This is a genomic window from Ewingella americana (assembly GCF_006438725.1).
In the GTDB taxonomy this organism is placed as follows: domain Bacteria; phylum Pseudomonadota; class Gammaproteobacteria; order Enterobacterales; family Enterobacteriaceae; genus Ewingella; species Ewingella americana_A.
The window spans coordinates 90,632-116,395 of record NZ_RCZD01000015.1 but is presented as its reverse complement, the minus strand read 5'-3'; the positions used below and the strand labels follow the sequence as shown (position 1 = coordinate 116,395).

Sequence of the window (25,764 nt, the reverse complement as noted above, 5' to 3'; positions counted from 1 at the left end):
TGAAGGCGAGGATTAGCCATTAATCGGTCGACGCGTTTTATTTTATGTTTCACTTTTGCGGAACCGGGCAAATAGCGCCCTATGCTGGTGAGGGTTAAAGATGCCCCGCGAACTAAAGTCATAGACATAGAAATCAAGGCGTCACGCCGATAAACATGAATATGGGAAAGGGATTTTTGGAGAAATTTCTGGCAAACTTGTGCGACAGGCATAGCCGGGGTCCTTTACTTTTTGTTGGCGCACGAAGTAGATCATATCCCGCTATGCCTGTCTGCATTTTGTGGGGAGCCATCAGCCCGAGACCCCCGCGCTATAAACAACAGCAGCTGCGCTGGTCACAATGGCCGTGTTTCAGTCACCACAGTGATAGCCGCAAACTCCGCCGCTGCGCGGTACTCTCATTTCGGGTTCGGACCAGCTCGAAAAAAGCCTCTCGCCGTTTCTCACCGCTCACTCGACGTCGTTTTGAACGCGGCCTCAACATTTTGAAAGACAAACACTATGTCGGTTTTGAATTTAAAGATGCTTCGGCCGCATTCAAAAATGGCGCTGAGCCAGAGGTTCGAGACCTATGGCTCGAACCCGCAGCGAAGGCACCGCCTAAGCGGCGACATTTTGCGGCTATAACAGCGGTGGCTGAAACACGGCCATCCCGATTTAGCGATAGCGCGCAGTTTAAAAACGCAGGATTCCAAAGGAGGTTCGTTTAAACCTCCTTTGGGCCAGTGTGGGCGGCGAGCCCACGGTCTTGACCTTCGGGCAGGTGTGGGCGGCGGGCCCACGACCTTGAATTTGAATTTGAATTTAAACCGTTTCCACGCTTTTTTAAAAAGCGTTCTCCCCCCAGATGTTCTATCCTATAACCCGCATGGAATGCACAACTCGGTATGGAATTTGCCGGTAAAAAAGAACATTGAAATCAGGAGTCAGGACTCATGGCTGTAGGGATCAGAAGCAGGGCATTTGCGCGCTGGCTGGCGCCGCTTGTGGCATTGCTGGTCGTGTTTCAACTCACGGCGTGTGGCGATAAAGAGCCGGAACAACGCAAAGCCTTTATCGACTATTTGCAAAATACTGTGATGCGCAGTGGGCAGAACCTGCCATCACTCAGTGAAGATCAGAAACAGAAGTTCGGTAATTACGCCAATGACTACGGCATTATCCTGTCGTATTCACGCCAGATGAAGCAGGCCGTGGAAGGCAGTCTGGTTCCCGCTGTCAGCGCGATTGGCCAGATCCGCACACCGCAGGATTACATGGCGCAACGCACCGAGTTGCAACAGTCCGTCGGTTCGCTGAATCTTCTGAGTGCGCAAATCCGTGATTCGAAGAATAAAGCGGACACCGCCATGGCTGCGCTCAAGCAACCAGACGATCTGAAAGCTGTGTACGCGCAGGTTTATTCCAGCGTGGTGACTGAACCCGCTAATGTGTTGACTCCGCTGGTTCCGGCGTTAACCAGCTTCACGCAGGATATTATTGCCGTCGGCGATTACCTGCAACAGCAAGGCGCGCAGGTGGCCTTTGCTAACGGTGGCGTGCAATTCCCGACACAGCAGCAGGCTACGCAATACAACACCATGATGTCGAATCTGGTGGGTAAACAGCAGACGTTACTCAGCGCGCAGAAAGCCGCGCAGGGCGATTACAGCCGTTAGTTTTTAATTATCTGATTTATAAATAGAATAGAACCACGCTTTACTCAGCGTGGTTTTTTTATGTGTCGAACTGCCCGTTTCGTACCGCAGATTTATAAAAAATCACAATTTTTAGCCTGCAAAAGGGAAGAAATTACTCTACTTTTTCAGCAACTTTATCTGTTTGTGTGTGTTCTGCTAATTAAGGATTTTTTTGATGAAACGTCTGACGATAACTTTGCTGGCTGCCCTGGTTATGGCACCGACAATGACCATGGCCGCCGACAGCGCCTCCGCTGATTTCACCCCGGCCCAGCAGGCGGCTATTGGTAAAATCGCCTCCGATTACCTGTTGGCACACCCTGAAATTCTGGTGCAGGTCAGCCAGAAGTTGCAGGCCCAGCAGGCTGATCAACAGCAGCAGCAAACACAAGCCGCCGTATTGGCAAATGCTAAAGCGCTGGTTAGCGATCCGGCCACGCCAAGCTATGGCCCGCAAGATGCCAAGGTTGCGTTCGTGGAGTTCTTCGATTACCAGTGCCTGTACTGTAGCCGCATGGCACCGTTGGTTGAGCAAACCGTGAAGGCCAACCCGAACGTGCGCTTCGTGTTCAAAGAGTGGCCCATCTTCGGTGACCGCTGGAAAGAGTCCATCACCGCCGCCGAAACCGGTATGGCTGTATGGAAAGAGAAAGGCGCACAGGCCTATTTCGATTACCACAACAGCATTTACCGTACCGGTCATGATGAGGGCAAACTCACTGAGGCTGACATCGCCGGTGCTGTGAAAGCCGCGAAAGCTTCAGCCCCAACCCCTGCTCAATTGAAAGCCACCCACCAGGCTATCGCGTCCAACGATGAACTGGCGCGTACTTTAGGCTTCAGCGGCACGCCGGGCTTTGTGGTGATGCCAACCCGCGACGCAACCGCCGAAAACACCACCGTTCTGCCAGGTGCCGTGTCTGCCGAAGATTTGCAGGCTGCTATCGTGAAGGCGCAGGGCGGTAAGTAACATTCCAACCCGGTGGCGAAAGTCATCGGGTTTTCCTCCTTACGCGGCGTTTATAAAGCCCAAGCCCAATCTGGAATACACCGCGCAATATCGGGTGTAACTTCCGCAAAGGAGTAAAATTATACCCGCCTCACCTGTTTTATCGCGATAACCTTAAAAAATCAGCGGGATTAATCCTCACTGAATAACCACGGACTCTCAGTGTATTGAGTCATCACCGGAATGTTCTTACCGACTACATGGATAGCTAATGATTGTTCAATTTGCTGAGTATGCTGCGCTGAAAAAACGTGAGCAAAGTGAAGAGCAGGGGCTAATAGAAACGTCTGGCTCATCTCAGATTATTGAGCTTTCTGCTCGGCAAGAGTTTGCTGCGTATGAGAGAGCCAAAGCAAGAGTGCAGGAAGCTGCCGCTAAACTCGACTGGTAAGGGAAGCCAGTCAATTATGAAATGGGTACTTCTCACCATGTGGATTCTCAGCAGTTATACAGCTATACGGATTTTGAGCTGAAAATAGTCAAAGATGTTACGACAAAAATTGGCGAAGAAGTCACGCTTTCCCATTTCTGAAGACCTTCATTTCCTTTGGGCTACACCGGTTGCCCAACATATTTTCCTCTGTCATGTTCCTTTAACACTTACCCCGTAAACGCATTCCTGCGCGGTTCAGGCACGTCTGGATATTTTTTAAGCTGAATTTCAAAGGCTGGCGGAAAATACTTTGTGACGAATGTCACATTTTAATAACAAAGCATCGAGACAAAAAAGAGACACACATCACATTTTAAGGACTGTGGTGCGTAAAATTTATGCTTTTCGCTTAGGTTTCAAGCTTGTTTTGTGATCGTTATCACCTAAAAGCGGGGTCGGGCGGGGTGTGGGGTGTGATCTTGCTCACGCATCGCGTGCTGGCTACGCGGTGCCATAATCACGTGGTAGAGTCCGCTTCGCAGACAGCAATTCGACGGACGGATTTTTAAAGCAGTGGCACAAAGACCCGTATTAACCGTCACCGATAATTAACAGATATAACGCGCTCTTATTGTTGGCGCGTATCAATAGGGGTGCGTTTTATGTTTTCACCAAACGTTAAGGTCGGAGTTCAAAACTTTGGCCGCTTCCTGAGTAACATGGTGATGCCTAACATCGGGGCATTCATTGCCTGGGGTATCATCACTGCTCTGTTCATTCCTACCGGCTGGATCCCTAATGCGACATTAGCGAAGCTGGTTGCTCCGATGATCACTTATCTCCTGCCATTGCTCATCGGTTTCACCGGTGGTCGTCTGGTCGGTGGTGATCGTGGTGGTGTGGTTGGTGCAATCACCGTTATGGGTGTGATCGTCGGTGCGGACATGCCGATGTTCCTCGGTGCGATGATTGGTGGCCCACTGGGCGGCTGGTGTATCAAGCGCTTTGACCGCTGGGTTGACGGTAAAATCAAAAGCGGTTTTGAGATGTTGGTTAACAACTTCTCTGCCGGTATCATCGGTATGCTGCTGGCGGTTCTGGCCTTCCTGGCAATCGGTCCTCTGGTAGAAGCCTTATCTAAAGTGCTGGCTGCTGGCGTTCACATCATGGTTATTCATAACCTGTTGCCGCTGGCCTCTATCTTTGTTGAACCGGCCAAAATCCTGTTCCTCAACAACGCCATCAACCACGGTATCTTCTCTCCACTGGGTATCCAGCAGGCGACAGAAACCGGTAAGTCTATCTTCTTCCTGATTGAAGCGAATCCAGGACCGGGTATGGGCGTTCTGATGGCCTATATGTTCTTTGGTCGTGGCAGTGCCAAGCAGTCTGCGGGCGGCGCGGCAATCATTCACTTCTTCGGTGGTATCCACGAAATTTACTTCCCATACGTGCTGATGAACCCACGCCTGTTGCTGGCGGTGATTCTGGGCGGTATGACGGGCGTATTCACTCTGACCATGCTGAACGGTGGTCTGGTATCTCCGGCTTCTCCGGGCTCCATCATTGCTGTGCTGGCGATGACGCCAAAAGGCACTTACTTCGCCAATATCGCGGCTATCGTTGCTGCGTTTGCGGTCTCTTTCGCGGTCTCAGCATTCTTGCTGAAAACCAGCAAAGTGAAAGAAGGCGACGATCTGGACGATGCAACCCGTCGTATGCAGGATATGAAAGCCGAGTCTAAAGGCGGTAAAGTTTCTACTGCTGGGGTAGCGGGCGACCTGTCTACCGTACGTAAAATCATCGTAGCCTGCGACGCCGGTATGGGTTCCAGCGCCATGGGTGCCGGTGTTCTGCGCAAGAAAGTGCAGGATGCAGGGCTGACGAATATCAGCGTCACCAACAGCGCCATCAACAGCCTGCCGGACGACGTTGACCTGGTCATCACTCACCGTGACTTAACTGAACGCGCCATGCGTCAGGTTCCGCACGCTCAGCACATTTCGCTGACCAACTTCCTCGACAGTGGCCTGTATACTGACCTGACTGCACGTCTGGTTGAAGTGAACAAAACCAGCCAGTACAAAGAGAAAGTGACGACGACCCTGGGCGACAGCCTGGTAGCCGATAGCGAAAACGCAAACCTGTTCCGCATGAGCGAAAGCAATATCTTCCTCGGCCTGCAGGCAACCAGTAAAGAACAGGCGATTCGTTTTGCCGGGGAACAACTGGTAAAAGGCGGTTATGTACAACCAGAATACGTCGAAGCGATGCTGGCTCGTGAGCAGCTGACTTCTACCTATCTGGGTGAGTCTATCGCTGTACCGCACGGCACCATCGAAGCCAAAGATCGTGTACTGAAAACCGGTATTGTGTTCTGTCAGTATCCGGCCGGTATTCGTTGGGGTGAAGAGGAAGATGACTCAGCGCGTCTGGTTATTGGTATCGCCGCACGTAATAATGAGCACATCAACGTGATCACCAAGCTGACCACTGCGCTTGATGAAGACGGTGTTATCGAACGTCTGGCGAACACCAGCAGCGTCGAAGAGGTGCTGTCCATTCTTCGCGGTTAAGTTTGAAACCTGAATAGAGCGTCACTCAGCGGGTCTTACGAGACCCGCTTGTTGATTCGGAGCCGGGCGGCTCCCCAGCTTTACCTCAATAATGGCCCCCGATTTGAAGGAAATTTTATGAAAGCATTACATTTTGGCGCAGGTAACATCGGCCGTGGATTCATCGGTAAATTACTGGCGGATGCCAAGGTTGAACTGACCTTCGCAGACGTCAGCCCCGTGCTACTCGAAGCGCTGAACAGCCGCAAAGGCTACGACGTTCACGTGGTGGGCGAGCAGGCGAGCATTGAATCTGTCAGTAATGTCAGTGCGGTGAACAGCGCCAGTCAGGATGCCATCAACCTGATCGCTCAGGTTGATTTGGTGACCACCGCCGTCGGCCCAACCGTGCTGGAAAAAATCGCACCGAATGTCGCCAAAGGTCTGGTTCTGCGTCATCAGCAGGGTAACGAAGCGCCGCTCAACATCATCGCCTGTGAAAACATGGTGCGTGGTACCAGCCAGTTCAAACAGCACGTCTTCAACGCGCTGCCGGAAGATGAAAAAGCCTGGGTTGAAGCCCACGTTGGATTTGTTGACTCTGCGGTTGACCGCATCGTGCCACCGGCGGCGGCCGGAACCACCGATCCGCTGGAAGTCACCGTGGAAACCTTCAGCGAGTGGATTGTCGACAAAACCCAGTTTAAAGGCCCGCTGCCAGACATCGCGGGTATGGAACCGACAGACAACCTGATGGCTTTCGTTGAGCGTAAACTTTTCACGTTGAACACAGGCCACGCCATTACCGCGTACCTCGGTCAGCAGGCCGGTCACGCGACCATTCGTGACGCGATCCTTGACGAGAAAGTCCGTCTGGTGGTGCGTGGCGCAATGGAAGAGAGTGGCCAGGTGTTGATCAACCGTTATGGTTTCGAACCGGAAAAACACTTCGCTTACATCGAAAAAATCATCTCCCGCTTTGAAAACCCTTACCTGCACGATGATGTTGAACGCGTTGGCCGTCAGCCACTGCGTAAACTCAGCGCAGGCGATCGTTTGATTAAGCCGTTGCTCGGTACGCTGGAATACGGTCTGCCGCACACCAATCTGGTGATCGGTATCGCCGCGGCTATGCATTACCGCAGTGATGAAGATCAACAGGCAAAAGAGTGGGTTGAACTGCTGGAAAAAGTCGGGCCGAAAGCGGCGCTGGCGCAGGTATCAGGCCTGCCGGAAGACGGTGAAGTTGTCGCCGAAGCGGTCAGCATCTACGAGAAAATGCACTAAATAATACCCAAAGTGATGGGAGTTGCAGCAAGGCAGCAAACGAGAGAATCCCGATGAGCTGACATCAGTCAGTGATTCGGGTGAACGAGAGCCGCTAACGCAGCTGTAGCTTCAAACACGAAGGGAATTTCACGGATGACAGCAGAGGCGTTATGGACACACCTGAAGCCGTAATTCATGACGCACTCCTTAAAGTAAGCCACTCGATGGAAAAAGCACAGGCGTTTGAAAACCGGGTACTTGAAAAGCTTAATGCGGGTAAAACCGTGCGTAGTTTTTTGATGACCGCGGTAGAGTTGCTGGCGGAAGCGCTGGATATTCTGGTGGTGCAGGTTTTCCGCAAAGATGACTATGCGGTGAAATATGCCGTTGAACCGCTGCTAACCGGAACCGGTCCGCTCGGCGAACTGTCTGTGCGCCTTAAACTGATCTACGCACTTGGCGTGATCAGCCGCCACGAATATGAAGATGCCGAACTGCTGATGGCCCTGCGCGAAGAGCTGAATTATGACGGCGAAGATTACCGCTTCACCGACGACGAAATTCTGGGGCCTTTTGGTGAGCTGCATTGCGTCACTGAACTTCCGCCCGCGCCCACCTTCCTCAAGCCCGGCGAAGCCGACGAGTCGCTTATCGCTATGCAACGTCAGCGTTATCAGCAAATCGTCCGCTCCACCATGGTACTGTCAGTCACCGGCCTGATTGCGCATATCAGTAATCAGCAGCCATCACGCCTTTCTCCAGTACAGAAGTAACGCATTTATATCAGCGCATGGCGCACTTCGCCGACCAGCAGCCACAGTGCGGTGAGCGCCATCATGCCGCCCATAATGGTATTGAACAGTTTTAGTTTCCACTCAACACGTAACGCCTGACGTAACCTGTCCCCCATCACCACCCAGACCAGAATGCACGGAAGGTTGACCAGCGCGAAGCCGAGGCAGATCAGCAGCGTGTGATGCAGCATATTGCCGTCCTGCGGTGTAAACAGAATCGCCACGTTGGTCGCCATTAGCCAGGCTTTGGGGTTGATCGCCTGAAACAATGCCCCGCCCACCAGATTCATCGGTTGCTGTTTTTGCCCTTCTTTCGGCGTGCCGGAACGGTAGATTTTCCACGACAGCCAGAACAGATACCCGCAACCGATAACCGCCATCGGCAGACGTACCACGTTCATCCAACTGAGCAAAATGGCCAGCATCGAGGTCATCAATGCGCATTGCACTACGCAGCCCAGCGTGATCCCCAGCATCATGGGTACGCTGCGGCGCAGCCCAAAATTGACCCCCGATGCGGCCAGCAGTAGATTGTTCGGCCCCGGCGTGATCGACATCACGGTGACATAACTGACGAAAGCGGTATCCAGCATTGCTACTTCTCCTGTATCTAAAATCTGTTCATACAGAATAAGCAGGCGGAGGATGAGGTGACAGAACCAAAAATACGCTATTGTAAGGGTTACAGTTGCATGAAAGATGAACTGTAACCCTTCACTTTAGCGGAACTGACACCATGGCCGATATGCTGACCTCGCTCTGCGATGTTTCCACCGATACACGCTATAACCAACTGGCTGATAATCTGGCTGAAGCCATCCGTCGCGGCACGTTGCCGGCGGGCAGCCGCCTGCCCTCGGTGCGGCGCAGTGCGCAAACCCATGGGGTCAGCATCAACACGGTGGTGGCGGCCTATCGGCGGCTGGAAGATCGTGGGCTTATCGAGGCGCGCCCCCAGTCGGGTTTTTATGTCCGTACCGCGCTTCCTGCACTGGAGGCTGTTCACTCTGCGCGCCATGTACTGCAAACCGCTGCTGCCACACCGGCTGACGACGTTCTGGATCTGATCGACACCGTGTTCGCCGCGCAGATTAATCCGGCCTATACCAATCTCTCGCTGGCGTGTCCGCAGGCTAATGACTTCTATCCCGGTGCCAAACTGGGCCGCATCATGGCGTCTCTGCTGCGCCGTCAGCCGCATATCATCGGACAGTATGCATTGCCGCCGGGAAATCTTGCGCTGCGCCAGCAGATTGCTCGCCGTTCTTTGGGGTTGGGTATGATGCTTGAAGCCGGGGACATCACCCTGACGCACGGCTGTATGGAAGCCCTGCAGCTGGCGCTGCGGGTGACCACCCAGCCGGGTGACAGCGTGGGGCTGGAGACGCCAACCTACTTTTACTTGCTGCCGCTGCTCGCCAGCCTGGGGCTGAAAGCGGTAGAAATTCCGACCGATCCGCAAACCGGTATCTCGCTGGACGCGTTGGAACTGATGCTCAATGAGAAGCGCCTGAATGCGGTGATCGCCATGCCGACTGCGCAGAATCCGATGGGGTTTACCATGCCGCTGGCCGCGAAAAAACGGCTGGCGCGCCTGATGAACGATCATCAGGTTCCGCTGATTGAAGACGGCCTTTACGCTGAGATCCAATTTAGCGATGCGCTCTCCCCGGCAGTAAAATCGTTCGACCGCAACGGCTGGGTGCTGTTTTGCACCAGCTTCACGAAAACGTTGGCACCGGATTTTCGTATTGGCTGGATTGCCGGTGGCCGTTTTGCTGAGAAGCTGCGTAAGCTCAAAGCGGTGTCCTCGATGTCGGAGTCTTTTTTACTGTCACAAACGCTGGCGGTGTTTCTTGAATCCGGGGGTTACGACCACCATCTGCGCGCGCTGCGCCGCCGCTATGCCGCACAAGTCGATGAAGCGCGGGCGCTGATCGCCCGTTATTTTCCACAGGGCACCCGTGCGACGCAGCCGATGGGCGGCTTTGTTTTCTGGGTCGATTTTCCCGCAGGTGTCGACACCGTAGTGCTGTTTCAGCAACTGCTGGATGAGAAAATCTGCATGACGCCGGGCACACTTTATTCGCCGAGTGGGCGCTACCGCAATGGCCTGCGGCTGTCGTGCTGTTATCCTTTTAATGCACGTTATACCGCCGCGCTTGCGCGTCTCGGGCAGCGTGCCTGTGAAATGAGCGGACTTGCGCCGGGGCTGGCATCAACAACGGCTGACGCGCGGGCTGATGAAATCCGCACTTCCTGATACACTAGACGTTATTATCTTGAGCAACATCGTGCCCATTGCTGCACGCACAGGTCGAAAACATTATGAAAGAAGTCGAAAAAACCGAAATTAAACGCCTCAGCGACATGCTGGACGCACTGAATCACAAAGACGCGGCTGTTATTCAGCAGGGCAACTCTGAACTGATTTCCAAACATGAAGACGAAAAAGAGAAACTGGCCGCCGAAATCGCCCGTCTGAAAGACGTGCGTGTCGTCAAGCTGAGCACGGAAGCGCAGAAGCTGGCAGCCCTGCCGCACAGCCGTGAAATTACTAAAAAAGAGCAGGCTGATATGGGCACGCTGAAGAAAACCGTTCGCGGTATTGTCGTCGTTCACCCGATGACTGCACTGGGCCGTGAAATGGGCCTGAAAGTGGTGACCGGTTACGCCAAAAAAGCCTTCTGATCAAAGCGCCCTTCCTTTAAAGGGAGGGCGTTGTCTTATTTCCCCGCCGAACCAAACAAACGACGTCCAAAATCCTCAATCTTGCGGTTCACCAGACGCATCTGCATGGTTTTATTCCAACTGGCGGAAAGCCCGGCAGCCGCCATCAAACGGCGGTACTGCTCTTCGTCGAACGGCATATTGAAGGCGATGGAAATCGCTTCGGCGACGGACACCTCGCTGTTACGCGTCATCAGCTCAAAAGGTCGGTCGCCGCTGACATGACCGGTGGCGATCACCCGGTATAACCAGCCGCAACGCCCGTTGTCCTGCAAAACCTGGGATATTTGCGGACAGTGCAAAAACGCATTCAGCTTGTAACAGGGAGCGCGCGGCTGAGTGATCTGAACCAGCGCATCGCCCCAGCGGAAAATATCACCGATAAACACATTCTCTTCGGTCAACCCCAGTGTCGACAGATTTTCGCCGAAGGCCGGTGGGTGAAAACGCTCTTCCTGTTCAGGAAAGTGTTGACGCAACCAGGCGTAGTGCTCACGGGGAAAATGGCACAGTGCGCGGTCCGCTCCGCCGTGATAAGCGGTTTCGGCCTGCTCATCGCCCTCCAGCCCCAGTGAGGTGAGTAGCAGACTGCCGTTGACCTGCCGCTTGCCAATGGCGCTGGGTGCACTGCCTTCATAGGATTTTATCGCGCCAATATATACATCCGGGTAATGCATAAAACCTCCGTCATGCCGATGTCCAATGCCTCAGCATAACCTGCAATGACCATGCTAAAAAGACGCAAAAAAAATGCGCCACCGGGGCGCATTTTCCTCACAGGTTAGGGGCGACCTCAGAAGGTCTCCCAGTTTCCCTTTTCCTCGCTGGCCGGACGCGGCACGGCAGCAAGCTTCGCTGGCGCTGCACGCTTAATCTCAGAGGCCAGGACATTGTCATTCTCTGACAGCCGGAATACTGATACAGCCTTGGTCAGTACGCGGGATTGATCTTCCAGAGAATCTGCCGCCGCCGATGATTGTTCCACCAGTGCGGCGTTCTGCTGCGTGGTGCTGTCCATCTCGACAATGGCCTGGGAAACCTGCGCAATACCACGGCTTTGCTCATCCGATGCCGACGCGATTTCCCCCATAATGTCGCGCACATGAGTCACCGACTGCACAATATCCTGCATGGTACGGCCGGTATTTTCGACCAGCTTCGCGCCGTTGTTCACCCGCTCAACCGACTCGGCAATCAGCCCTTCAATCTCTTTGGCGGCCTGTGCGCTGCGCTGCGCCAGTGAACGGACTTCGGAGGCCACGACTGAGAATCCCCGGCCCTGTTCACCCGCCCGCGCGGCTTCAACGGCGGCATTCAGCGCCAGAATATTGGTCTGGAAGGCGATACCGTTGATGACCGAAGTAATTTCGGCAATACGCTTTGAGCTACCGGAGATTTGCTGCATGGTGACGACAACATCGCTAACTTGCTTGCCACCGAGTGTCGCCGTTTTCGAGGCGTCCGACGCCAGTTGACTGGCATGGTGGGCGTTTTCGGCGTTTTGTTTCACCGTCGAACTGAGCTGTTCCATGCTGGCGGCGGTTTCTTCGACCGCGGCGGCCTGTTGCTCGGTTCGTGATGACAAATCGGTATTGCCCGCCGCAATCTCGGCGGCGGCGTGTGACACCTGACTGACGCCCATGCGGATCTCATAGATCATATTGCGTAAGTTATGGCTCATCCCGGCCACCGCATTCATCAGCATCCCCAGCTCATCACGACGTGTGGTGGTTTGTGCTGCCGTCAGGTCGCCCTTGGCTATCAGCTCGGCTGTTGCCAGCGTAGCGCGCAGCGGATAGGTAATTTGGCGGGTAATGCGCCAGGCGATCAGCGCACCGATAAACAGCGCTGCCAGGGTGATAATCGCCATCATTATCATTGCCCGGCTAATATCCTGATGCGTGCTATCCAGCTCGTTCTTAAAGATTTTGCTGACCAGCGTGTTCATCTCAGTGGCTTTTACTGACAACAACTGTGAGTTCTGCTGTTCACGCTCGTAAGCCGGCATATAGGCCACAATGTGACTTTTATAGGTTGCCAGTGCGGTCATCAGCGGTGCCAGCGTCTCCTGTTGATTGGGAAGCAGCAGAGCGTTGAGTCTTGTGGCGCTGGCCTGCGTATCATCGATGGCTTTCAGCAGCGTGCTTTCGGACTCTTTATCCATGCTCAGCAACAACCCGCGCACGTAATAGCGCACGCTGATCAGTTTTTGCACCACCTCGGCTAATGTAAGGCGGATCGACGGATTGGCATCTTCTACCCGCAGCTGTTCCTGCAAACTTCTGACGGCATCTTCCGTTTCCGACAGGTTCCAGCTTTTGCGCACGGTATCTTTTTCAGCCACCGCTTTTTTAAACGCTTCCTGTGCCTGGTTGTACTCTCTAATTTTTACCGGAACCTGATCGAGATCGGCCTGACTTTGTGCATCCCAAACCAGCCGGCCTTTCGACGAATCGACAAGTTTTTGTAATTCAGCGATGCTGTGCTGATTTTTAGCCAGATAGTCAGGATTGTAATTGAGCTGATACAACGTGCGGCTGAGACGGGCGTCATTCAGTAACGTGTTCATTTGATTACTGAAATCGACTTTTTCGGCACGATAGTTAATGTCTTTGAACTTCACCATACCGACAATGGCAATCACCACTGCGACTATCAGAACCAAACCAAAACCTAACCCGAGTTTCGTACCCACTTTCAGGTTATCAATGCGTTGTGACAGACGTGTTCCGTTTCCCATAACTGTTTCTCCGCCGACGTCCCTGTTGAGCAAGGGTGAAATTTAGTGAAGCCTTGTTGAAGGCATATCGGAAGGACTATGGGCAAACTTTAGGGTGTGGGGAGAGTTATTTGAGAACTGTGGGTGGGGTCTGATATCTGGGGGCATAAAAAGGGCAAAAGCGGACGTAAAAAAGGCGGGGAAGACCCCGCCGAGAGTACCAACTGAATCCCGGTTAGGGGCAGCGAATTACTTCGCTTCAGCCAGACGTTTTGCTGCTTCGTCCCAGTTTACAACAGCCCAGAACGCTTTGATGTAATCAGGGCGTTTGTTCTGATATTTCAGGTAGTAAGCATGTTCCCACACATCCAGACCCAGCAACGGGTAACCGGAAACGCCAGAAACGGCTTCGCCCATCAACGGGCTGTCTTGGTTAGCAGTAGAAACTACGGCCAGTTTGCCGTCTTTCAGAACCAGCCACGCCCAGCCTGAGCCGAAACGGGTCGTTGCTGCTTTCTCAAAGGTTTCTTTGAAAGCGTCAACGCTGCCGAAATCGCGTTCGATAGCTGCTTTCAGGTCGCCCTGCAGGGTGGTACCGATTTTCAGGCCTTTCCAGAACAGGCTGTGGTTAGCATGGCCGCCTGCGTTGTTACGCAGAGCCACTTTCTTGTCAGCCGGAACTTTATCGAGGTTAGCGATCAGTTCTTCAACGGACAGTTTTGCCAGTTCTGGCAGGCTTTCCAGTGCAGCGTTAGCATTGTTAACGTAGGCCTGGTGATGTTTGGTGTGATGGATTTCCATCGTTTCTTTGTCGAAGTGCGGTTCGAGCGCGTCGTATGCGTAAGGCAGTGATGGCAGTGAATAACTCATGTTCATCGTCTCCATAGTGTAGGGCGGCACCGTCATTGTGAGCACCGCGTAATCAGTTGGATCATTATAGTTAATTAAATGATATTGAAAATGATTATCTATGCTCCGCACTTTGTGCGGGTATTTGTAAGATGCTGTTATTCGGGGCTTAGAGCGAGATTAACTAAGCCTTGCTGCAAACGGTCTAAGGCCAGATTCGGACCATTCTGCCGCAATATTTACCCTTTCAACCGCTGCGGATGCGTATACACCGTCGCCCGGCCGGGTTTGCTGAAACCGACCAGCGTCAGATTGCATTTTTCGGCCACGTCTACGGCCAGCTGGGTTGCGGCGGAGACGGCAAACAGGATTTCGACGCCGCACATCGCGGCCTTCTGCACCATTTCATAACTGGCGCGGCTGGACACCAGCGCTGCGCCGGTGTGCCAGTCGGGGCGTTTAGCGCGCAGACCAAGCATTTTATCCAGCGCGACGTGGCGGCCAACGTCTTCGCAGCCACCGGGTAATGTCCCTTCTGGTGTGATCCACGCGGCGGCGTGCGTACAGCCGGTCAGTTGGCCGATGGTCTGGACTGATTTCAGCTGATGCAGTGCGCTATCCAGGTTCGACAAATCGAAAGTCTGTGTGAACGGCAGCGGCGCGAGTGGACGGAAGAGATCGCCAAGCTGCTCGATGCCACAAACACCGCAGCCCGTACGTCCTGCCATGGCGCGGCGGCGTTCTTTTAGCCCGGCAAAGCGGCGGGCGGATAACTCGATGTTCACTTCTATGCCGTTGCAGTTGGATGACACATCGATGCCATAAATATCAGCAACCGATTCGATGATCCCCTCCGACAGCGAAAACCCCAGCGCGAAAGCGTCGAGCTCTTTCGGCGATGCCATCATCACCACATGTGAGATGCCGTTGTAGACCAGCGCGACCGGGACTTCTTCGGCAATCCAGTCATCCTGCGGCTCATTGAGATGTCCGCGCTGCATCACCTTTTTGCGGGTAGCGCCGATGATCTGCGTCACTTTTTGGTCATCTTTTTCGTCAAACTCGTTTACGTGATGGACATCCATTGGCAATAACCTTATAAACATTCCGGTTACAATAGACCACAATTACAATCCGGTTTTAGGCCACTATTTTAGCGCCTCTCGCCACGGCGGGGAAAGCGTCAATGTGAATGCAATGTGTTAATGATTGGAAGGAGTCTTTCATGCAGGTCAGCAGAAGGCAGTTATTTAAGATCTGCGCGGGCGGTATGGCAGGTACCACCGCGACATTATTAGGTTTTGCGCCGTCGCTGGCGCTGGCGGAGACCCGCCAATATAAGTTGCTCCGCTCACGGGAAACCCGCAACAACTGCACCTATTGTTCGGTCGGCTGCGGCATTTTGATTTACAGCCAGGGCGATGGTGCTAAAAATGTCACCGAGAATATCTTCCATATCGAAGGCGATCCGGACCATCCGGTGAGCCGTGGGTCCTTGTGCCCTAAAGGGGCGGGCGTGCTGGATTACATCCACAGCAAAAACCGCCTGACCCACCCGGAATACCGTGCAGCAGGCTCGGATAAGTGGCAGCGCATCAGTTGGGACGAGGCGATTTCCCGTATTGCCCGCCTGATGAAAGATGACCGTGACGCCAACTTCGTCGAAAAGAACGACAACAACGTCACCGTCAACCGCTGGCTGACCACCGGGATGCTCTGTTCGTCGGCGGCCAGTAACGAAACCGGCCTGCTGGATCAAAAATTCACCCGCGCGATGGGCATGCTGGCGATCGACTGTCAGGCGCGCCTGTGCCACGGTCCGACCGTCTCAGCGCTGGCACCAAGTTTTGGTCGCGGTGCGATGACCAACAACTGGGTGGACATCAAAAACGCCAACGTGATTTTAATCATGGGCGGCAATGCGGCAGAAGCGCACCCGGTTGGGTTCAAATGGGTGATCGAAGCAAAAACCAAAAATAACGCTAAAGTCATCGTGGTCGATCCGCGTTTTAACCGCAGCGCCGCCGTCGCCGACATCTACGCACCGATCCGCGCCGGTTCCGATGCTGTTTTCCTGCTCGGCATGATCAATTATCTGATCACCCACGATAAAATTCAGCACGATTATGTGCGCGAATACACCAACGCCAGCCTGCTGGTGCGGGAAGATTTCGCCTTTAACGACGGTCTGTTCAGTGGTTTTGATGCGGCGAAAAAAACCTATAACAAAGAGAGCTGGCACTATCAGCTGGATGAAAATGGTTTCGCCAAACAAGACAAAACCCTGCAAGACCCGCGCTGTGTCTGGAATTTGCTGAAAACGCACGTCTCCCGTTATACGCCGGAGTTGGTCGAACGTCTGTGCGGCACCTCGAAAGAGGATTTCCTGCTGATAAGCTCGATTCTGGCCGAAACCTGTGTGCGCGATAAAACCTCGACCATTCTTTATGCGCTGGGCTGGACCCACCACACCGGCGGCGCACAAATGATCCGCTGTGCGGCGATGATTCAGTTGCTGCTCGGCAACATCGGTATGCCGGGCGGCGGCGTTAATGCGCTGCGCGGACACTCGAATATTCAGGGCTATACCGATCTTGGTTTGCTGTCGCTGAACCTGCCGGGGTACATCGGTTTACCTTCCGAAAAACAGACGTCGCTGACCCAATATCTCAAAGAGATCACGCCAACGGCGCTGCTCGACGGGCAGGTGAATTTCTGGAAAAACACGCCGAATTTCTTCGTCAGTATGATGAAAAGTTTCTGGGGCGATCACGCGCAGGCGAGTAACGACTGGGGCTACGACTGGCTGCCGAAGTGGGACAAAAGCTACGATGTGATGCAACAGGCCGAGCTGATGTCCCAGGGCAAAATGCACGGTTACATCGTGCAGGGCTTCAACCCGCTGGCGGCGTTCCCGGACAAGAACAAATCCTCGCGTGCCTTCTCTAAACTGAAATATATGGTAGTGATTGACCCGCTGGTGACCGAGTCCTCCAACTTCTGGCAGAACCACGGCGCGATGAACGACGTCAATACCGCCGATATTCAGACCGAAGTCTTCCGCCTGCCGTCATCCTGTTTTGCCGAAGAGAATGGCTCGATTGTTAACTCCGGGCGCTGGCTGCAATGGCATTTCCAGGCGGCAGAGCCGCCGGGTGAAGCGCTGCATGACGCGAAAATCATCGCCCGTTTGTTTATGAAAGTGCGCGAGCTGTATCAGAAAGAGGGCGGTGCCAATCCGCTGCCAGTGCTGAATATGGCCTGGGACTATCAGGACCCGCTCGACCCGCTGCCGGAAGAGATCGCCCGCGAAGCCAACGGCAAAGCGCTGGCGGATATTACCGATCCGCAAGGCAATATTGTGGCGAAAAAGGGCCAGCAGCTCTCCACCTTTGCGCACCTGAAAAACGACGGCAGCACTGCCAGCTTCTGCTGGGTGTATACCGGCAGTTGGACCGAAGCCGGTAACCAAATGTCACGGCGGGACAACGCCGATCCGTCTGGCCTCGGTTGTACCTCCGGTTGGGCCTGGTCGTGGCCACTCAACCGCCGAATTCTGTATAACCGCGCCTCGGTGGACCCGCAGGGCCAGCCGTGGGACCCGAAACGCGAAATCATCCGTTGGGATGGCGCGAAGTGGGCCGGTTTTGATGTGGCCGACTACAGCAACGCCGCACCGGGCAGCGGTGTCGGGCCGTTTATCATGCAGCCCGAAGGGATGGGGCGTCTGTTCGCTGTCGATAAAATGGCCGACGGCCCATTCCCGGAACACTACGAACCGATTGAAACGCCGATCGGCACCAACCCGTTGCATCCGAACGTGATTTCCAACCCGGTGGCGCGCATTTTTGCCAGCGACCTGCCGAACATGGGCACGGCGGCGGACTTCCCGTATGTCGCCACCACCTATTCGATCACCGAGCTGTTCCGCCACTGGACCAAGCACGCGCTGCTCAACGCCATTGCCCAGCCTGAGCAATTTGTTGAGATCGGCGAAGCGCTGGCGAAAGCCAAAAATATTGCGGCGGGCGACAGCGTCAAAGTCTCGTCCAAACGCGGCTATATTTTGGCCAAAGCGGTGGTGACCAAGCGAATCAAGACCTTAACCATTGATGGCAAACCGGTCGACACCATCGGGATTCCCTGTCACTGGGGTTTTGAGGGGGAAACCCGCAAAGGCTTCCTGGCGAATACGCTGACGCCATCGGTGGGTGATGCCAACTCGCAAACGCCTGAATTTAAGGCGTTTCTGGTCAATCTGGAAAAGGCGTAAGGGAGACGAATTATGGCAATGCAATCTCAGGACATACTTCGTAAGTCCGCAACTAACGGTTTTACCCCCGCGCCGCGCGCCCGCGACCATCAGCAGGAGGTGGCGAAGCTGATTGACGTCACCACCTGTATCGGTTGCAAAGGTTGTCAGGTGGCCTGTTCTGAATGGAATGACCTGCGCGATGAGGTCGGCCACAACACCGGTGTGTATGACAATCCGATGGATTTGACCGCCAAATCCTGGACGGTGATGCGTTTTTCCGAGGTCGAAGAGAACGGCAAACTGGAGTGGTTGATCCGCAAAGACGGCTGCATGCACTGCGCCGATCCGGGCTGCCTGAAAGCCTGCCCGGCGGAAGGGGCGATTATTCAGTACGCCAACGGTATCGTCGATTTTCAGTCGGAACACTGCATCGGCTGCGGTTACTGTATCGCCGGTTGCCCGTTCAACGTGCCGCGCATTAACCCGCAGGATAACCGTGCCTACAAATGCACGCTGTGCGTGGATCGCGTGAGCGTCGGCCAGGAACCGGCCTGTGTCAAAACCTGCCCGACTGGCGCGATTCATTTCGGTACCAAAGACGCCATGAAGGACCTGGCGGCCGAACGCGTCAGCGAACTGCAAGGGCGCGGTTTTGATCACGCTGGATTGTACGACCCGCAGGGCGTCGGCGGTACACACGTGATGTACGTGTTGCACCATGCCGACAAACCCGAGCTGTACCACGGTCTGCCGAAAGACCCGGCCATCAGTCCGACCATCACGTTATGGAAAGGTATCTGGAAACCGCTGGCCGCCATCGGCTTCGCCGCGACCTTTGCGGCCAGCGCATTCCACTTCCTGGGTGTGGGGCCGAACTACGTGAAAGAGGAAGAAGAACATGATGATGAGGAGACACACCCATGAAAAAAGAGAAATTGATCCCGCGTTATAGCCTGCCGGAACGCCTCAATCACTGGATCGTGGCTTTTTGCTTTGTGACTCTCGCGCTCAGCGGGCTGGGCTTCTTTTTTCCGTCGTTTAACTGGCTGATGAATATTTTCGGCACACCGCAAATGGCGCGCATTCTCCACCCGTTCTTTGGCGTGGTGATGTTCGTCTCTTTCCTTGGCATGTTCTTTCGCTACTGGAAGCACAACCTGCCGGAAAAAAATGATCTGGTGTGGGCGAAGAATATCGGCAAAGTGCTGACAAATCATGAAGTCGGCGATACCGGACGCTACAACTTTGGCCAGAAATGCGTGTTCTGGGCAGCCATCAGTTGTCTGGTCTTGCTGATGGCGAGCGGCGTGATCATCTGGCGTCCGTGGTTTGCCGATTTCTTCCCGATCCCGCTGATCCGCCTGGCATTGCTGGTGCACTCTCTGGCCGGTGTCGGTCTGATTTTGGTGATCATCATGCACGTCTACGCGGCGACCTGGGCAAAAGGCTCAATTACGGCGATGACGCATGGCAAGGTGCCAGCGTCATGGGCGAAATATCACCACCCGCGCTGGTATCGTGAGGTGCTGGCTAAGCAGCAGCAGAAGAAAGAACAAAACCAGAGGAAAGCCGGATGAGCATCCAGATTGTCCCGCAAGACGAACTGGCCGACGGCAAAAAAACGGCGGGGAACATCCCGCCGGTGCTGTTCGCTAACCTGAAAATCCTTTATCAGCGCCGTGCTGAGCGGCTGCGCCAGCTGGCAGAGAAAAACCCGCTGGGCGCGTATCTGAACTTTTCAGCGTCGATTTGCGATGCACAGCAACGGGTGCTGGACGAATTCCCGCTGAATATCGATCTCAGCGAAGAGTTGCAGAAAGCTGCCGGAAAGCCGCCACTCGACTACGCTTTGTTTCCGCGTACGCCGCACTGGCTGGCGCTGCTCGATGCGCTGATTGCGGCGCTTAAACCGGGTGCGTCTGAACCGGTGCGTCTGGTGCTGGAGCGCCTTGAACATTCGCCGAATCTGCAACGCGAAATGATGGCGACGCATCTGCTGAATCAAGATTTCAAACACGTTCCCGCCGACAACGCGCCGTTTATCTGGGCCGCGTTATCGCTTTACTGGATGCAAATGGCGGCACAGCTTCGTGGCGTTGGCCGTGCGGAGTACGGCGAAAACCGCCAGTTCTGCCCGGTTTGTGCCAGCCTGCCGGTCTCCGGTGTGGTGACGCTGGGCGCAATTACCGGTCTGCGTTACCTGCATTGCAGCCTGTGTGAAACCGAATGGCACGTGGTGCGCGCCAAGTGCAGCAACTGTGAAGAGATGGAAAAACTGCACTACTGGTCCCTCGATGATGGCTCGACCAACAGCGAAAAAACCGTGGTAAAAGCCGAAAGCTGCGACGACTGCGGCTCCTACCTGAAAATCATCTATCAGGAGCAGGATCCGCAGGCCGACGCGGTGGCCGACGATCTCGCCTCGCTATGGCTCGACCAGCGGATGGAAGAAAAAGGCTTCGCCAGCAGCAGCCTCAATCCGTTCCTCTTCCCGGCCTCGTAAAGTCTTAAAGTGAGCAGCCCCGGCTGGTAAAACGGTTCGTGGCTGCTAGCTTTAAACAAGGCTTTGGAAAGAGACGGAGGCTTTGATGAAGTTGATCGGCAGCTACACCAGTCCTTATGTACGCAAAATATCCGTGATGCTGCTGGAAAAGGGCATCGCGTTTGATTTCGTCAATGACCCTCCCGCCAACGCGGGAAGCAAGGTCACGCAATTTAATCCGCTGGGAAAAGTCCCGGCGCTGGTCACCGACGAAGGCGAGGTATTTTTTGACTCACCGATCATCGTCCAGTTTATCGAATTACTGAATGTCTCCCCGACACTGCTGCCGTGGCAGCCGCTGGAAGCCCTGCGCGTGAGGCAAATCGAAGCGCTGGCTGATGGCGTCACCGACGCCGCCGTGGCGCTGGTGCTGGAGAGCAAACGCGACGCCGATAAACGCAATGAAGAGTGGGTTATCCGTCAGCGCGAGAAGTTGCTGCGTGGTCTCCACACCCTCGAACAACACGCCAAAAACCGCACTCTGCTTAACGGTGAAAGCCTCAACGTGGCTGATATCGCCGTTGCCTGTTGCATCGGTTATCTCAATTTTCGCCGCGTGGCTCCTGGCTGGTGTGTCGAACATCCGACCCTGATATCGCTGGTGGAGCGCCTGTTCCAACGCGAAAGTTTTGCCCAAACTACGCCAGCATAATCGCCAGACTTATTATCCCGTGTGCCTCCCTCTGAAAAGTTGTGAGGCGACTCGAAGAGTTCTCTTTACATTCCGCCAGTTATCTTTCTAACGCCTATGCTCTCTATGCAGCGCACAGCTTTCTTTGTTCCCCTACGACCGATGCAGCATAAGGATCATTATCATGGCTTATGACAAAAACCCTCAGGCCGTTAAACCGGAAGAGTATGGTTTCCCACTAAAACTACAAAAACGCTACGATAACTTTATCGGCGGCGAATGGGTCGCGCCGGTGAAAGGACAATATTATTCCAACTTGACGCCGATCACTGGCGAAGCTTTGTGTGAAGTGGCGAGTTCCAGCAAGGAAGATGTTGAACTGGCATTGGACGCCGCGCACGACGCGAAAGCTGCATGGGGCAAACGCTCAGTGCAGGAGCGCGCCAATATTCTGAACCGCGTAGCCGACCGGATGGAGCAGAATCTCGAATTGCTGGCTAACGCTGAAACCTGGGACAACGGCAAGCCGATCCGTGAAACCACGGGGGCCGATGTGCCGCTCGCCATTGACCATTTCCGTTACTTCGCTGCCTGCGTTCGCGCCCAGGAGGGCGGGATCAGTGAAATCGACAGCGAAACCGTGGCCTATCATTTCCATGAACCCTTGGGCGTGGTGGCGCAAATTATCCCGTGGAACTTCCCGCTGCTGATGGCCTGCTGGAAAATGGCGCCGGCGCTGGCTGCGGGTAACTGTGTTGTGCTCAAACCGGCTAAATTGACACCTCTGTCGGTGCTGCTGCTGATGGATCTGGTGAAAGATATTCTGCCACCGGGCGTCATCAACGTCGTCAACGGCGCGGGTGGTGAGATTGGCGAATATCTGGCGACCTCAAAACGCATCGCCAAAGTGGCCTTTACCGGCTCGACCGAAGTCGGCCAGCAGATTGCGGGTTATGCAGCGCAGAACCTGATCCCCGCCACGCTGGAGCTGGGGGGTAAATCACCGAATATCTTCTTCGCCGATGTGATGGATAAAGAGGACTCCTTCTTCGACAAAGCGCTGGAAGGTTTTGCCTTGTTTGCCTTCAATCAGGGCGAGGTCTGTACTTGCCCGAGCCGCGCACTGGTGCAGGAATCGATTTACGAACGCTTTATGGAAAGAGCTATCAAACGTGTTGAAGCCATCAAAACGGGTAACCCGCTGGATGCTGAAACCCAGATGGGGGCACAGGTCTCTGCCGGGCAGATGAAAACCATTCTCGATTACATCGAAATCGGTAAAAAAGAGGGTGCACAGGTATTGACCGGTGGCGCGAAGAAAAAACTGGAAGGGGCGCTCAACGAAGGCTACTACCTGCAACCGACCATCCTGCTGGGCAAAAACAATATGCGGGTATTCCAGGAGGAGATCTTCGGGCCGGTACTGGCTGTGACGACGTTTAAAGATATGAAGGAAGCGCTGGAGATCGCTAATGATACGGCTTATGGGCTGGGGGCGGGCGTCTGGAGCCGCGACGGCAACGTGGCCTATCACATGGGGCGTAACCTGCAGGCCGGTCGCGTATGGACCAACTGTTACCACGCCTACCCGGCTCACGCGGCCTTCGGCGGTTACAAACAGTCAGGTCTCGGGCGGGAAACGCACAAGATGATGCTGGATCACTATCAGCAAACCAAGTGTCTGTTAGTGAGTTATTCAGATAAACCGATGGGCCTTTTCTGAGTCTGCTTGCGATTTTCAGCTTGGGCAGTGCTCACACTCCTCACGTACGTTAAGTACGGCTCCGGGTGCTGCGCGCTGTCCGCACTGAAACTCGCTGCGCCAGGAGTTCTGCTATCTGCCAATAACGCCCCTTACTTGGGTGTTATTGGCTTTTTATTATCAGGCCGCGTTATTTGGGGCCACAAACACCTGACGGCGGCGGATAAAGACCGCCACCAGCGCCAGCCAGCACAGGCCGCTGATCAGGTTGAACAGATTGAACAACCCGCTGCCACCCGCGACGTAAGCCACTTTCGCCAGTTCAATACCTAATGTGAACACCATCATGCTGATCATGCCCATTGCGGCGGAAACCGTGCCTTTACTCATGGTGCTGGAGAACAGCGTCAGGCGGTACAGACCGGCGTTCGCCACGCCAATACCGAAAGCATAGAAACTCAGTCCGGCGGTCATCCACAGATAGGCATGGCCGGAAAGCAGTGTCGCTGCTGCGGCGATCACTAAGCCGAGCACCATCGGGCCTGCGCCGAGTTTGATGAGCTGCTCGACGCTGCGTTTACCGGTCAGCTTCGCCAGCGTCACGTTACCGACAATCAGTGCGCCAAAAATCGGCACCTGCAACAGACCGTACTCGAACGGCGGCAAACCTTCGCCGCTGATCAAAATCACCGGCGACTGCGCAATCCATGCCAGCAGCGGCAGGCTGGCAAAACCAATCGCCAGGGCGCCACACAGGAACTGCCGGTTTTTCAGCACCTCTTTATAATCTTTCCACAGGCTTTTCATCGAGAAGGCTTCGCCAAGGCGCGAGGCGGTTTCTGGCATGGATTTCCACAAGCCCCAGAAGGCAATCGCGGCCAGAACGGCGAACAGCACGAACATGGTTTCCCACGGCGCGAACTGCACCAGCGCGGCACCGGCCAGCGGCCCAAGCAGCGGTGCGATCAGTGCCACGTTGGCCATCATCGCGGTGATTTTAATACACACCGACTCTTCGAAAGACTCCTGAATCGCCGCGTAACCCACCGCACCGATAAAGCACAGACTGATGCCTTGCAGGAAGCGCATCACCATGAATTGTTCGATGTTTTGCGCGAACAAAATTGCCAGACAGGTGACGATGAAAAAGCCTACGCCGACCAGCATCACCGGACGGCGACCACGGCGGTCGGACAGCGGCCCCAGCAGCCATTGCAGGAACATACCGCCTGCCAGATAGGCCGTCATTGAGGTCGGCACCCACTCTTCACCGGCGTTAAAACCCGCGACCACGGCCAGCATACCGGGCTGGATCATATCATTGCCGATATAGGTGGCGAATTCGAAAAGCACCAGGCACAGAGGGAACAGCAGTGCCCGACGGCCCAAAAGGGACGCAGTATTTGGAGAATTATGCATGGTTGTTATTTCACAGACGTAAGGCTAATTGCATGAAAATTAGCAAGAAAATAGGGACTGTCCGGGCGGGTAACGCAAGCGGAGGCAGTAATGGCGGCTATTTTGCCGATTTTTTAAGCGCAGTGCAATCACCCGATTCACGTTCAGCACAATCTGAGAATAGTACTTTTGCCTTGTTAGCCCTCCAAAAGCTGGCTACGCTGCGAACTGCACATCAACAGGAAGGAATTTGCGCGGAATGAGCCAAAAAATCAGCTGGATAGATAACCTGCGGGCAGTGGCCTGCATGATGGTGGTGATGATCCACGCCAGCACTGTGCAGGTGGTGAACTTCCCGGCGATCCACGAGATGGAATGGGCGGTAGCCAATTTGCTCAACTCCGCTTCACGGGTCAGTGTTCCGCTGTTCTTTATGATTTCCGGTTATCTGTTTTTTGGTGAAAAAAGTGCCACCAAACGCCATTTTTTGCGCATCGGATTATGTCTGTTGTTTTACAGCGTGGTATCGCTGATTTATATCTATAGCCTGACAAACATCGGTTTTTGGCCATCTTTGAAACATATCTTGCAAAAACCGGTGTTTTATCACCTTTGGTTTTTTTATGCGATTGTGGTGATTTACCTGCTGTCACCGCTTATTAAGGTGAAAGCGATGTCGGGGGGGTATCTGTTGATCGCGGGGATTCTTCTCGGCGTGTTGGCTAACCCACAGTTGCCGGTGCTGTCCTGGCAGGGATTCCACCTTTTACCCCTGGATCTCTATATTAGCGGCGATACCTTCTATTATCTGCTCTATGCGCTGATGGGGCGTGCCATTGGCGTGATGAATACGCAAAAAACCGGCGTGACGGCGATGGCATCTGCCCTGTTTATCCTCAGCACGCTTTTTATCGCGTGGGGCACCCGCTATCAGTCGCTGATTAATCAGAACTTCGCCGATACCTTCTACGTCTACTGTGGCCCGCTGGTGTTTATCTCGGCCATGTCACTGTATGTCGTCTTTAAAAACACCTTATCTGGGCCTGTTTTGCCGGGATTAGCGCTGATCTCCCGCCACTCTCTGGCGATTTACGGTTTTCACGCGCTGATCGTCATCGGGCTGCGCGCCGCGCATATCGGCTTCCTGCAGTGGCCGCTGCTCAACATCGCTTTCCTCTTTACCTGCGGCCTGTTCGGCAGTCTGGTGCTGGCGATATTACTGGGAAAAGTGGACCGGAGAAGATGGGTGAGTTAAGCAT

Annotated in this window: 22 protein-coding genes and 1 pseudogene; 16 read left to right on the top strand and 7 right to left on the bottom strand. The window is 54.4% G+C overall.

Going from position 1 to position 25,764, the window contains the following annotated elements:
- Positions 1-212: pseudogene (locus EAH77_RS25395) on the bottom strand (IS4 family transposase); the annotation flags it as partial.
- A gap of 723 nt (positions 213-935) precedes the next feature.
- On the opposite strand from EAH77_RS25395, the gene EAH77_RS21825 reads away from it, so the two are divergent.
- The 6 genes from EAH77_RS21825 (at position 936) to EAH77_RS21800 (ending at position 7,658) form a co-directional block, all read left to right on the top strand.
- On the top strand, positions 936-1,658 hold the full coding sequence (locus tag EAH77_RS21825; protein WP_140475037.1) for a DUF3053 domain-containing protein: 723 nt from the start codon (positions 936-938) through the stop codon (positions 1,656-1,658).
- Positions 1,659-1,854: 196 nt separating this feature from the next.
- A complete protein-coding gene (locus EAH77_RS21820) occupies positions 1,855-2,649 on the top strand; it encodes a DsbA family protein (protein ID WP_140475035.1) in 795 nt (264 codons plus the stop codon).
- A 250-nt stretch (positions 2,650-2,899) separates the two neighbouring features.
- On the top strand, positions 2,900-3,079 hold the full coding sequence (locus EAH77_RS21815) for a hypothetical protein (RefSeq protein WP_140475033.1): 180 nt from the start codon (positions 2,900-2,902) through the stop codon (positions 3,077-3,079).
- A 644-nt stretch (positions 3,080-3,723) separates the two neighbouring features.
- Complete coding sequence (locus EAH77_RS21810) at positions 3,724-5,637, top strand: PTS mannitol transporter subunit IICBA (RefSeq protein ID WP_140475031.1); 1,914 nt, start codon at positions 3,724-3,726, stop codon at positions 5,635-5,637.
- 117 nt (positions 5,638-5,754) lie between these two features.
- Positions 5,755-6,903: a mannitol-1-phosphate 5-dehydrogenase gene (locus EAH77_RS21805; protein WP_140475029.1), complete on the top strand. Its 1,149-nt coding sequence runs from the start codon at positions 5,755-5,757 to the stop codon at positions 6,901-6,903.
- A gap of 206 nt (positions 6,904-7,109) precedes the next feature.
- Entirely contained in the window at positions 7,110-7,658 is a 549-nt protein-coding gene (locus EAH77_RS21800; RefSeq protein WP_277752577.1) for an MltR family transcriptional regulator, read from the top strand.
- 5 nt (positions 7,659-7,663) lie between these two features.
- Here the strand turns inward: EAH77_RS21800 and EAH77_RS21795 are convergent, their stop codons facing one another.
- The gene (locus EAH77_RS21795) at positions 7,664-8,272 is read right to left on the bottom strand and encodes a LysE family translocator (RefSeq protein ID WP_140475025.1); all 609 of its coding nucleotides are present in this window, start codon (positions 8,270-8,272) and stop codon (positions 7,664-7,666) included.
- 152 nt (positions 8,273-8,424) lie between these two features.
- On the opposite strand from EAH77_RS21795, the gene EAH77_RS21790 reads away from it, so the two are divergent.
- Both EAH77_RS21790 and EAH77_RS21785 read left to right on the top strand, forming a co-directional pair.
- Positions 8,425-9,942 carry a PLP-dependent aminotransferase family protein gene (locus EAH77_RS21790; protein ID WP_140475049.1) on the top strand — a complete coding sequence of 506 codons (1,518 nt, stop codon included), beginning with the start codon at positions 8,425-8,427 and terminating at the stop codon, positions 9,940-9,942.
- A gap of 65 nt (positions 9,943-10,007) precedes the next feature.
- Positions 10,008-10,370, top strand: coding sequence for a YibL family ribosome-associated protein (locus EAH77_RS21785; protein WP_140475023.1), 363 nt, complete (start codon positions 10,008-10,010; stop codon positions 10,368-10,370).
- 35 nt (positions 10,371-10,405) lie between these two features.
- Here EAH77_RS21785 and yiiM read toward each other — a convergent pair whose 3' ends face one another.
- The 4 genes from yiiM to fdhD all read right to left on the bottom strand — a co-directional run bounded on the left by yiiM (position 10,406) and on the right by fdhD (position 15,062).
- Complete coding sequence (gene yiiM / locus EAH77_RS21780) at positions 10,406-11,086, bottom strand: 6-hydroxyaminopurine reductase (RefSeq protein ID WP_140475021.1); 681 nt, start codon at positions 11,084-11,086, stop codon at positions 10,406-10,408.
- Positions 11,087-11,202: 116 nt separating this feature from the next.
- On the bottom strand, positions 11,203-13,149 hold the full coding sequence (locus EAH77_RS21775; RefSeq protein ID WP_140475019.1) for a methyl-accepting chemotaxis protein: 1,947 nt from the start codon (positions 13,147-13,149) through the stop codon (positions 11,203-11,205).
- Between the two features lie 228 nt (positions 13,150-13,377).
- Positions 13,378-13,998 carry a superoxide dismutase [Mn] gene (gene sodA / locus EAH77_RS21770; protein WP_140475017.1) on the bottom strand — a complete coding sequence of 207 codons (621 nt, stop codon included), beginning with the start codon at positions 13,996-13,998 and terminating at the stop codon, positions 13,378-13,380.
- Between the two features lie 218 nt (positions 13,999-14,216).
- Complete coding sequence (gene fdhD / locus EAH77_RS21765; protein ID WP_140475015.1) at positions 14,217-15,062, bottom strand: formate dehydrogenase accessory sulfurtransferase FdhD; 846 nt, start codon at positions 15,060-15,062, stop codon at positions 14,217-14,219.
- Positions 15,063-15,202: 140 nt separating this feature from the next.
- Here fdhD and fdnG point away from each other — a divergent pair, with 140 nt between their 5' ends.
- From fdnG to exaC, 6 genes are all read left to right on the top strand, one after another.
- The gene (fdnG, locus tag EAH77_RS21760) at positions 15,203-18,250 is read left to right on the top strand and encodes a formate dehydrogenase-N subunit alpha (protein WP_140475013.1); all 3,048 of its coding nucleotides are present in this window, start codon (positions 15,203-15,205) and stop codon (positions 18,248-18,250) included.
- A 12-nt stretch (positions 18,251-18,262) separates the two neighbouring features.
- Positions 18,263-19,156: a formate dehydrogenase subunit beta gene (gene fdxH, locus EAH77_RS21755; protein ID WP_140475011.1), complete on the top strand. Its 894-nt coding sequence runs from the start codon at positions 18,263-18,265 to the stop codon at positions 19,154-19,156.
- Positions 19,153-19,809: a formate dehydrogenase cytochrome b556 subunit gene (fdoI, locus tag EAH77_RS21750; protein ID WP_140475009.1), complete on the top strand. Its 657-nt coding sequence runs from the start codon at positions 19,153-19,155 to the stop codon at positions 19,807-19,809. The genes fdxH and fdoI overlap by 4 nt, the downstream gene beginning before the upstream one ends.
- On the top strand, positions 19,806-20,735 hold the full coding sequence (gene fdhE, locus EAH77_RS21745) for a formate dehydrogenase accessory protein FdhE (protein WP_140475007.1): 930 nt from the start codon (positions 19,806-19,808) through the stop codon (positions 20,733-20,735). The genes fdoI and fdhE overlap by 4 nt, the downstream gene beginning before the upstream one ends.
- Before the next feature lie 85 nt (positions 20,736-20,820).
- Positions 20,821-21,426 (top strand): glutathione S-transferase, encoded by a 606-nt coding sequence (locus EAH77_RS21740; RefSeq protein WP_140475005.1) that lies wholly within the window; start codon positions 20,821-20,823, stop codon positions 21,424-21,426.
- A 163-nt stretch (positions 21,427-21,589) separates the two neighbouring features.
- Entirely contained in the window at positions 21,590-23,128 is a 1,539-nt protein-coding gene (gene exaC / locus EAH77_RS21735; protein WP_140475003.1) for an acetaldehyde dehydrogenase ExaC, read from the top strand.
- A 159-nt stretch (positions 23,129-23,287) separates the two neighbouring features.
- Here the strand turns inward: exaC and EAH77_RS21730 are convergent, their stop codons facing one another.
- A complete protein-coding gene (locus EAH77_RS21730) occupies positions 23,288-24,526 on the bottom strand; it encodes an MFS transporter (RefSeq protein ID WP_140475001.1) in 1,239 nt (412 codons plus the stop codon).
- A gap of 32 nt (positions 24,527-24,558) precedes the next feature.
- Between EAH77_RS21730 and EAH77_RS21725 the strand changes: the two genes are divergently transcribed.
- Positions 24,559-24,768 (top strand): hypothetical protein, encoded by a 210-nt coding sequence (locus EAH77_RS21725; RefSeq protein ID WP_140474999.1) that lies wholly within the window; start codon positions 24,559-24,561, stop codon positions 24,766-24,768.
- Complete coding sequence (locus EAH77_RS21720; RefSeq protein WP_140474997.1) at positions 24,765-25,760, top strand: acyltransferase; 996 nt, start codon at positions 24,765-24,767, stop codon at positions 25,758-25,760. Before EAH77_RS21725 ends, EAH77_RS21720 begins: the two co-directional genes overlap by 4 nt.
- Positions 25,761-25,764: the final 4 nt, after the last annotated feature.

Bases quoted from the DNA above. Each gene is read 5' to 3' on its own strand.
- EAH77_RS21825 (WP_140475037.1), top strand. From the start codon at position 936: ATGGCTGTAGGGATCAGAAGCAGGGCATTTGCGCGCTGGCTGGCGCCG.
- EAH77_RS21820 (WP_140475035.1), top strand. From the start codon at position 1,855: ATGAAACGTCTGACGATAACTTTGCTGGCTGCCCTGGTTATGGCACCG.
- EAH77_RS21815 (WP_140475033.1), top strand. From the start codon at position 2,900: ATGATTGTTCAATTTGCTGAGTATGCTGCGCTGAAAAAACGTGAGCAA.
- EAH77_RS21810 (WP_140475031.1), top strand. From the start codon at position 3,724: ATGTTTTCACCAAACGTTAAGGTCGGAGTTCAAAACTTTGGCCGCTTC.
- EAH77_RS21805 (WP_140475029.1), top strand. From the start codon at position 5,755: ATGAAAGCATTACATTTTGGCGCAGGTAACATCGGCCGTGGATTCATC.
- EAH77_RS21800 (WP_277752577.1), top strand. From the start codon at position 7,110: ATGGAAAAAGCACAGGCGTTTGAAAACCGGGTACTTGAAAAGCTTAAT.
- EAH77_RS21795 (WP_140475025.1), bottom strand. From the start codon at position 8,272: ATGCTGGATACCGCTTTCGTCAGTTATGTCACCGTGATGTCGATCACG.
- EAH77_RS21790 (WP_140475049.1), top strand. From the start codon at position 8,425: ATGCTGACCTCGCTCTGCGATGTTTCCACCGATACACGCTATAACCAA.
- EAH77_RS21785 (WP_140475023.1), top strand. From the start codon at position 10,008: ATGAAAGAAGTCGAAAAAACCGAAATTAAACGCCTCAGCGACATGCTG.
- yiiM (WP_140475021.1), bottom strand. From the start codon at position 11,086: ATGCATTACCCGGATGTATATATTGGCGCGATAAAATCCTATGAAGGC.
- EAH77_RS21775 (WP_140475019.1), bottom strand. From the start codon at position 13,149: ATGGGAAACGGAACACGTCTGTCACAACGCATTGATAACCTGAAAGTG.
- sodA (WP_140475017.1), bottom strand. From the start codon at position 13,998: ATGAGTTATTCACTGCCATCACTGCCTTACGCATACGACGCGCTCGAA.
- fdhD (WP_140475015.1), bottom strand. From the start codon at position 15,062: ATGGATGTCCATCACGTAAACGAGTTTGACGAAAAAGATGACCAAAAA.
- fdnG (WP_140475013.1), top strand. From the start codon at position 15,203: ATGCAGGTCAGCAGAAGGCAGTTATTTAAGATCTGCGCGGGCGGTATG.
- fdxH (WP_140475011.1), top strand. From the start codon at position 18,263: ATGGCAATGCAATCTCAGGACATACTTCGTAAGTCCGCAACTAACGGT.
- fdoI (WP_140475009.1), top strand. From the start codon at position 19,153: ATGAAAAAAGAGAAATTGATCCCGCGTTATAGCCTGCCGGAACGCCTC.
- fdhE (WP_140475007.1), top strand. From the start codon at position 19,806: ATGAGCATCCAGATTGTCCCGCAAGACGAACTGGCCGACGGCAAAAAA.
- EAH77_RS21740 (WP_140475005.1), top strand. From the start codon at position 20,821: ATGAAGTTGATCGGCAGCTACACCAGTCCTTATGTACGCAAAATATCC.
- exaC (WP_140475003.1), top strand. From the start codon at position 21,590: ATGGCTTATGACAAAAACCCTCAGGCCGTTAAACCGGAAGAGTATGGT.
- EAH77_RS21730 (WP_140475001.1), bottom strand. From the start codon at position 24,526: ATGCATAATTCTCCAAATACTGCGTCCCTTTTGGGCCGTCGGGCACTG.
- EAH77_RS21725 (WP_140474999.1), top strand. From the start codon at position 24,559: ATGAAAATTAGCAAGAAAATAGGGACTGTCCGGGCGGGTAACGCAAGC.
- EAH77_RS21720 (WP_140474997.1), top strand. From the start codon at position 24,765: ATGAGCCAAAAAATCAGCTGGATAGATAACCTGCGGGCAGTGGCCTGC.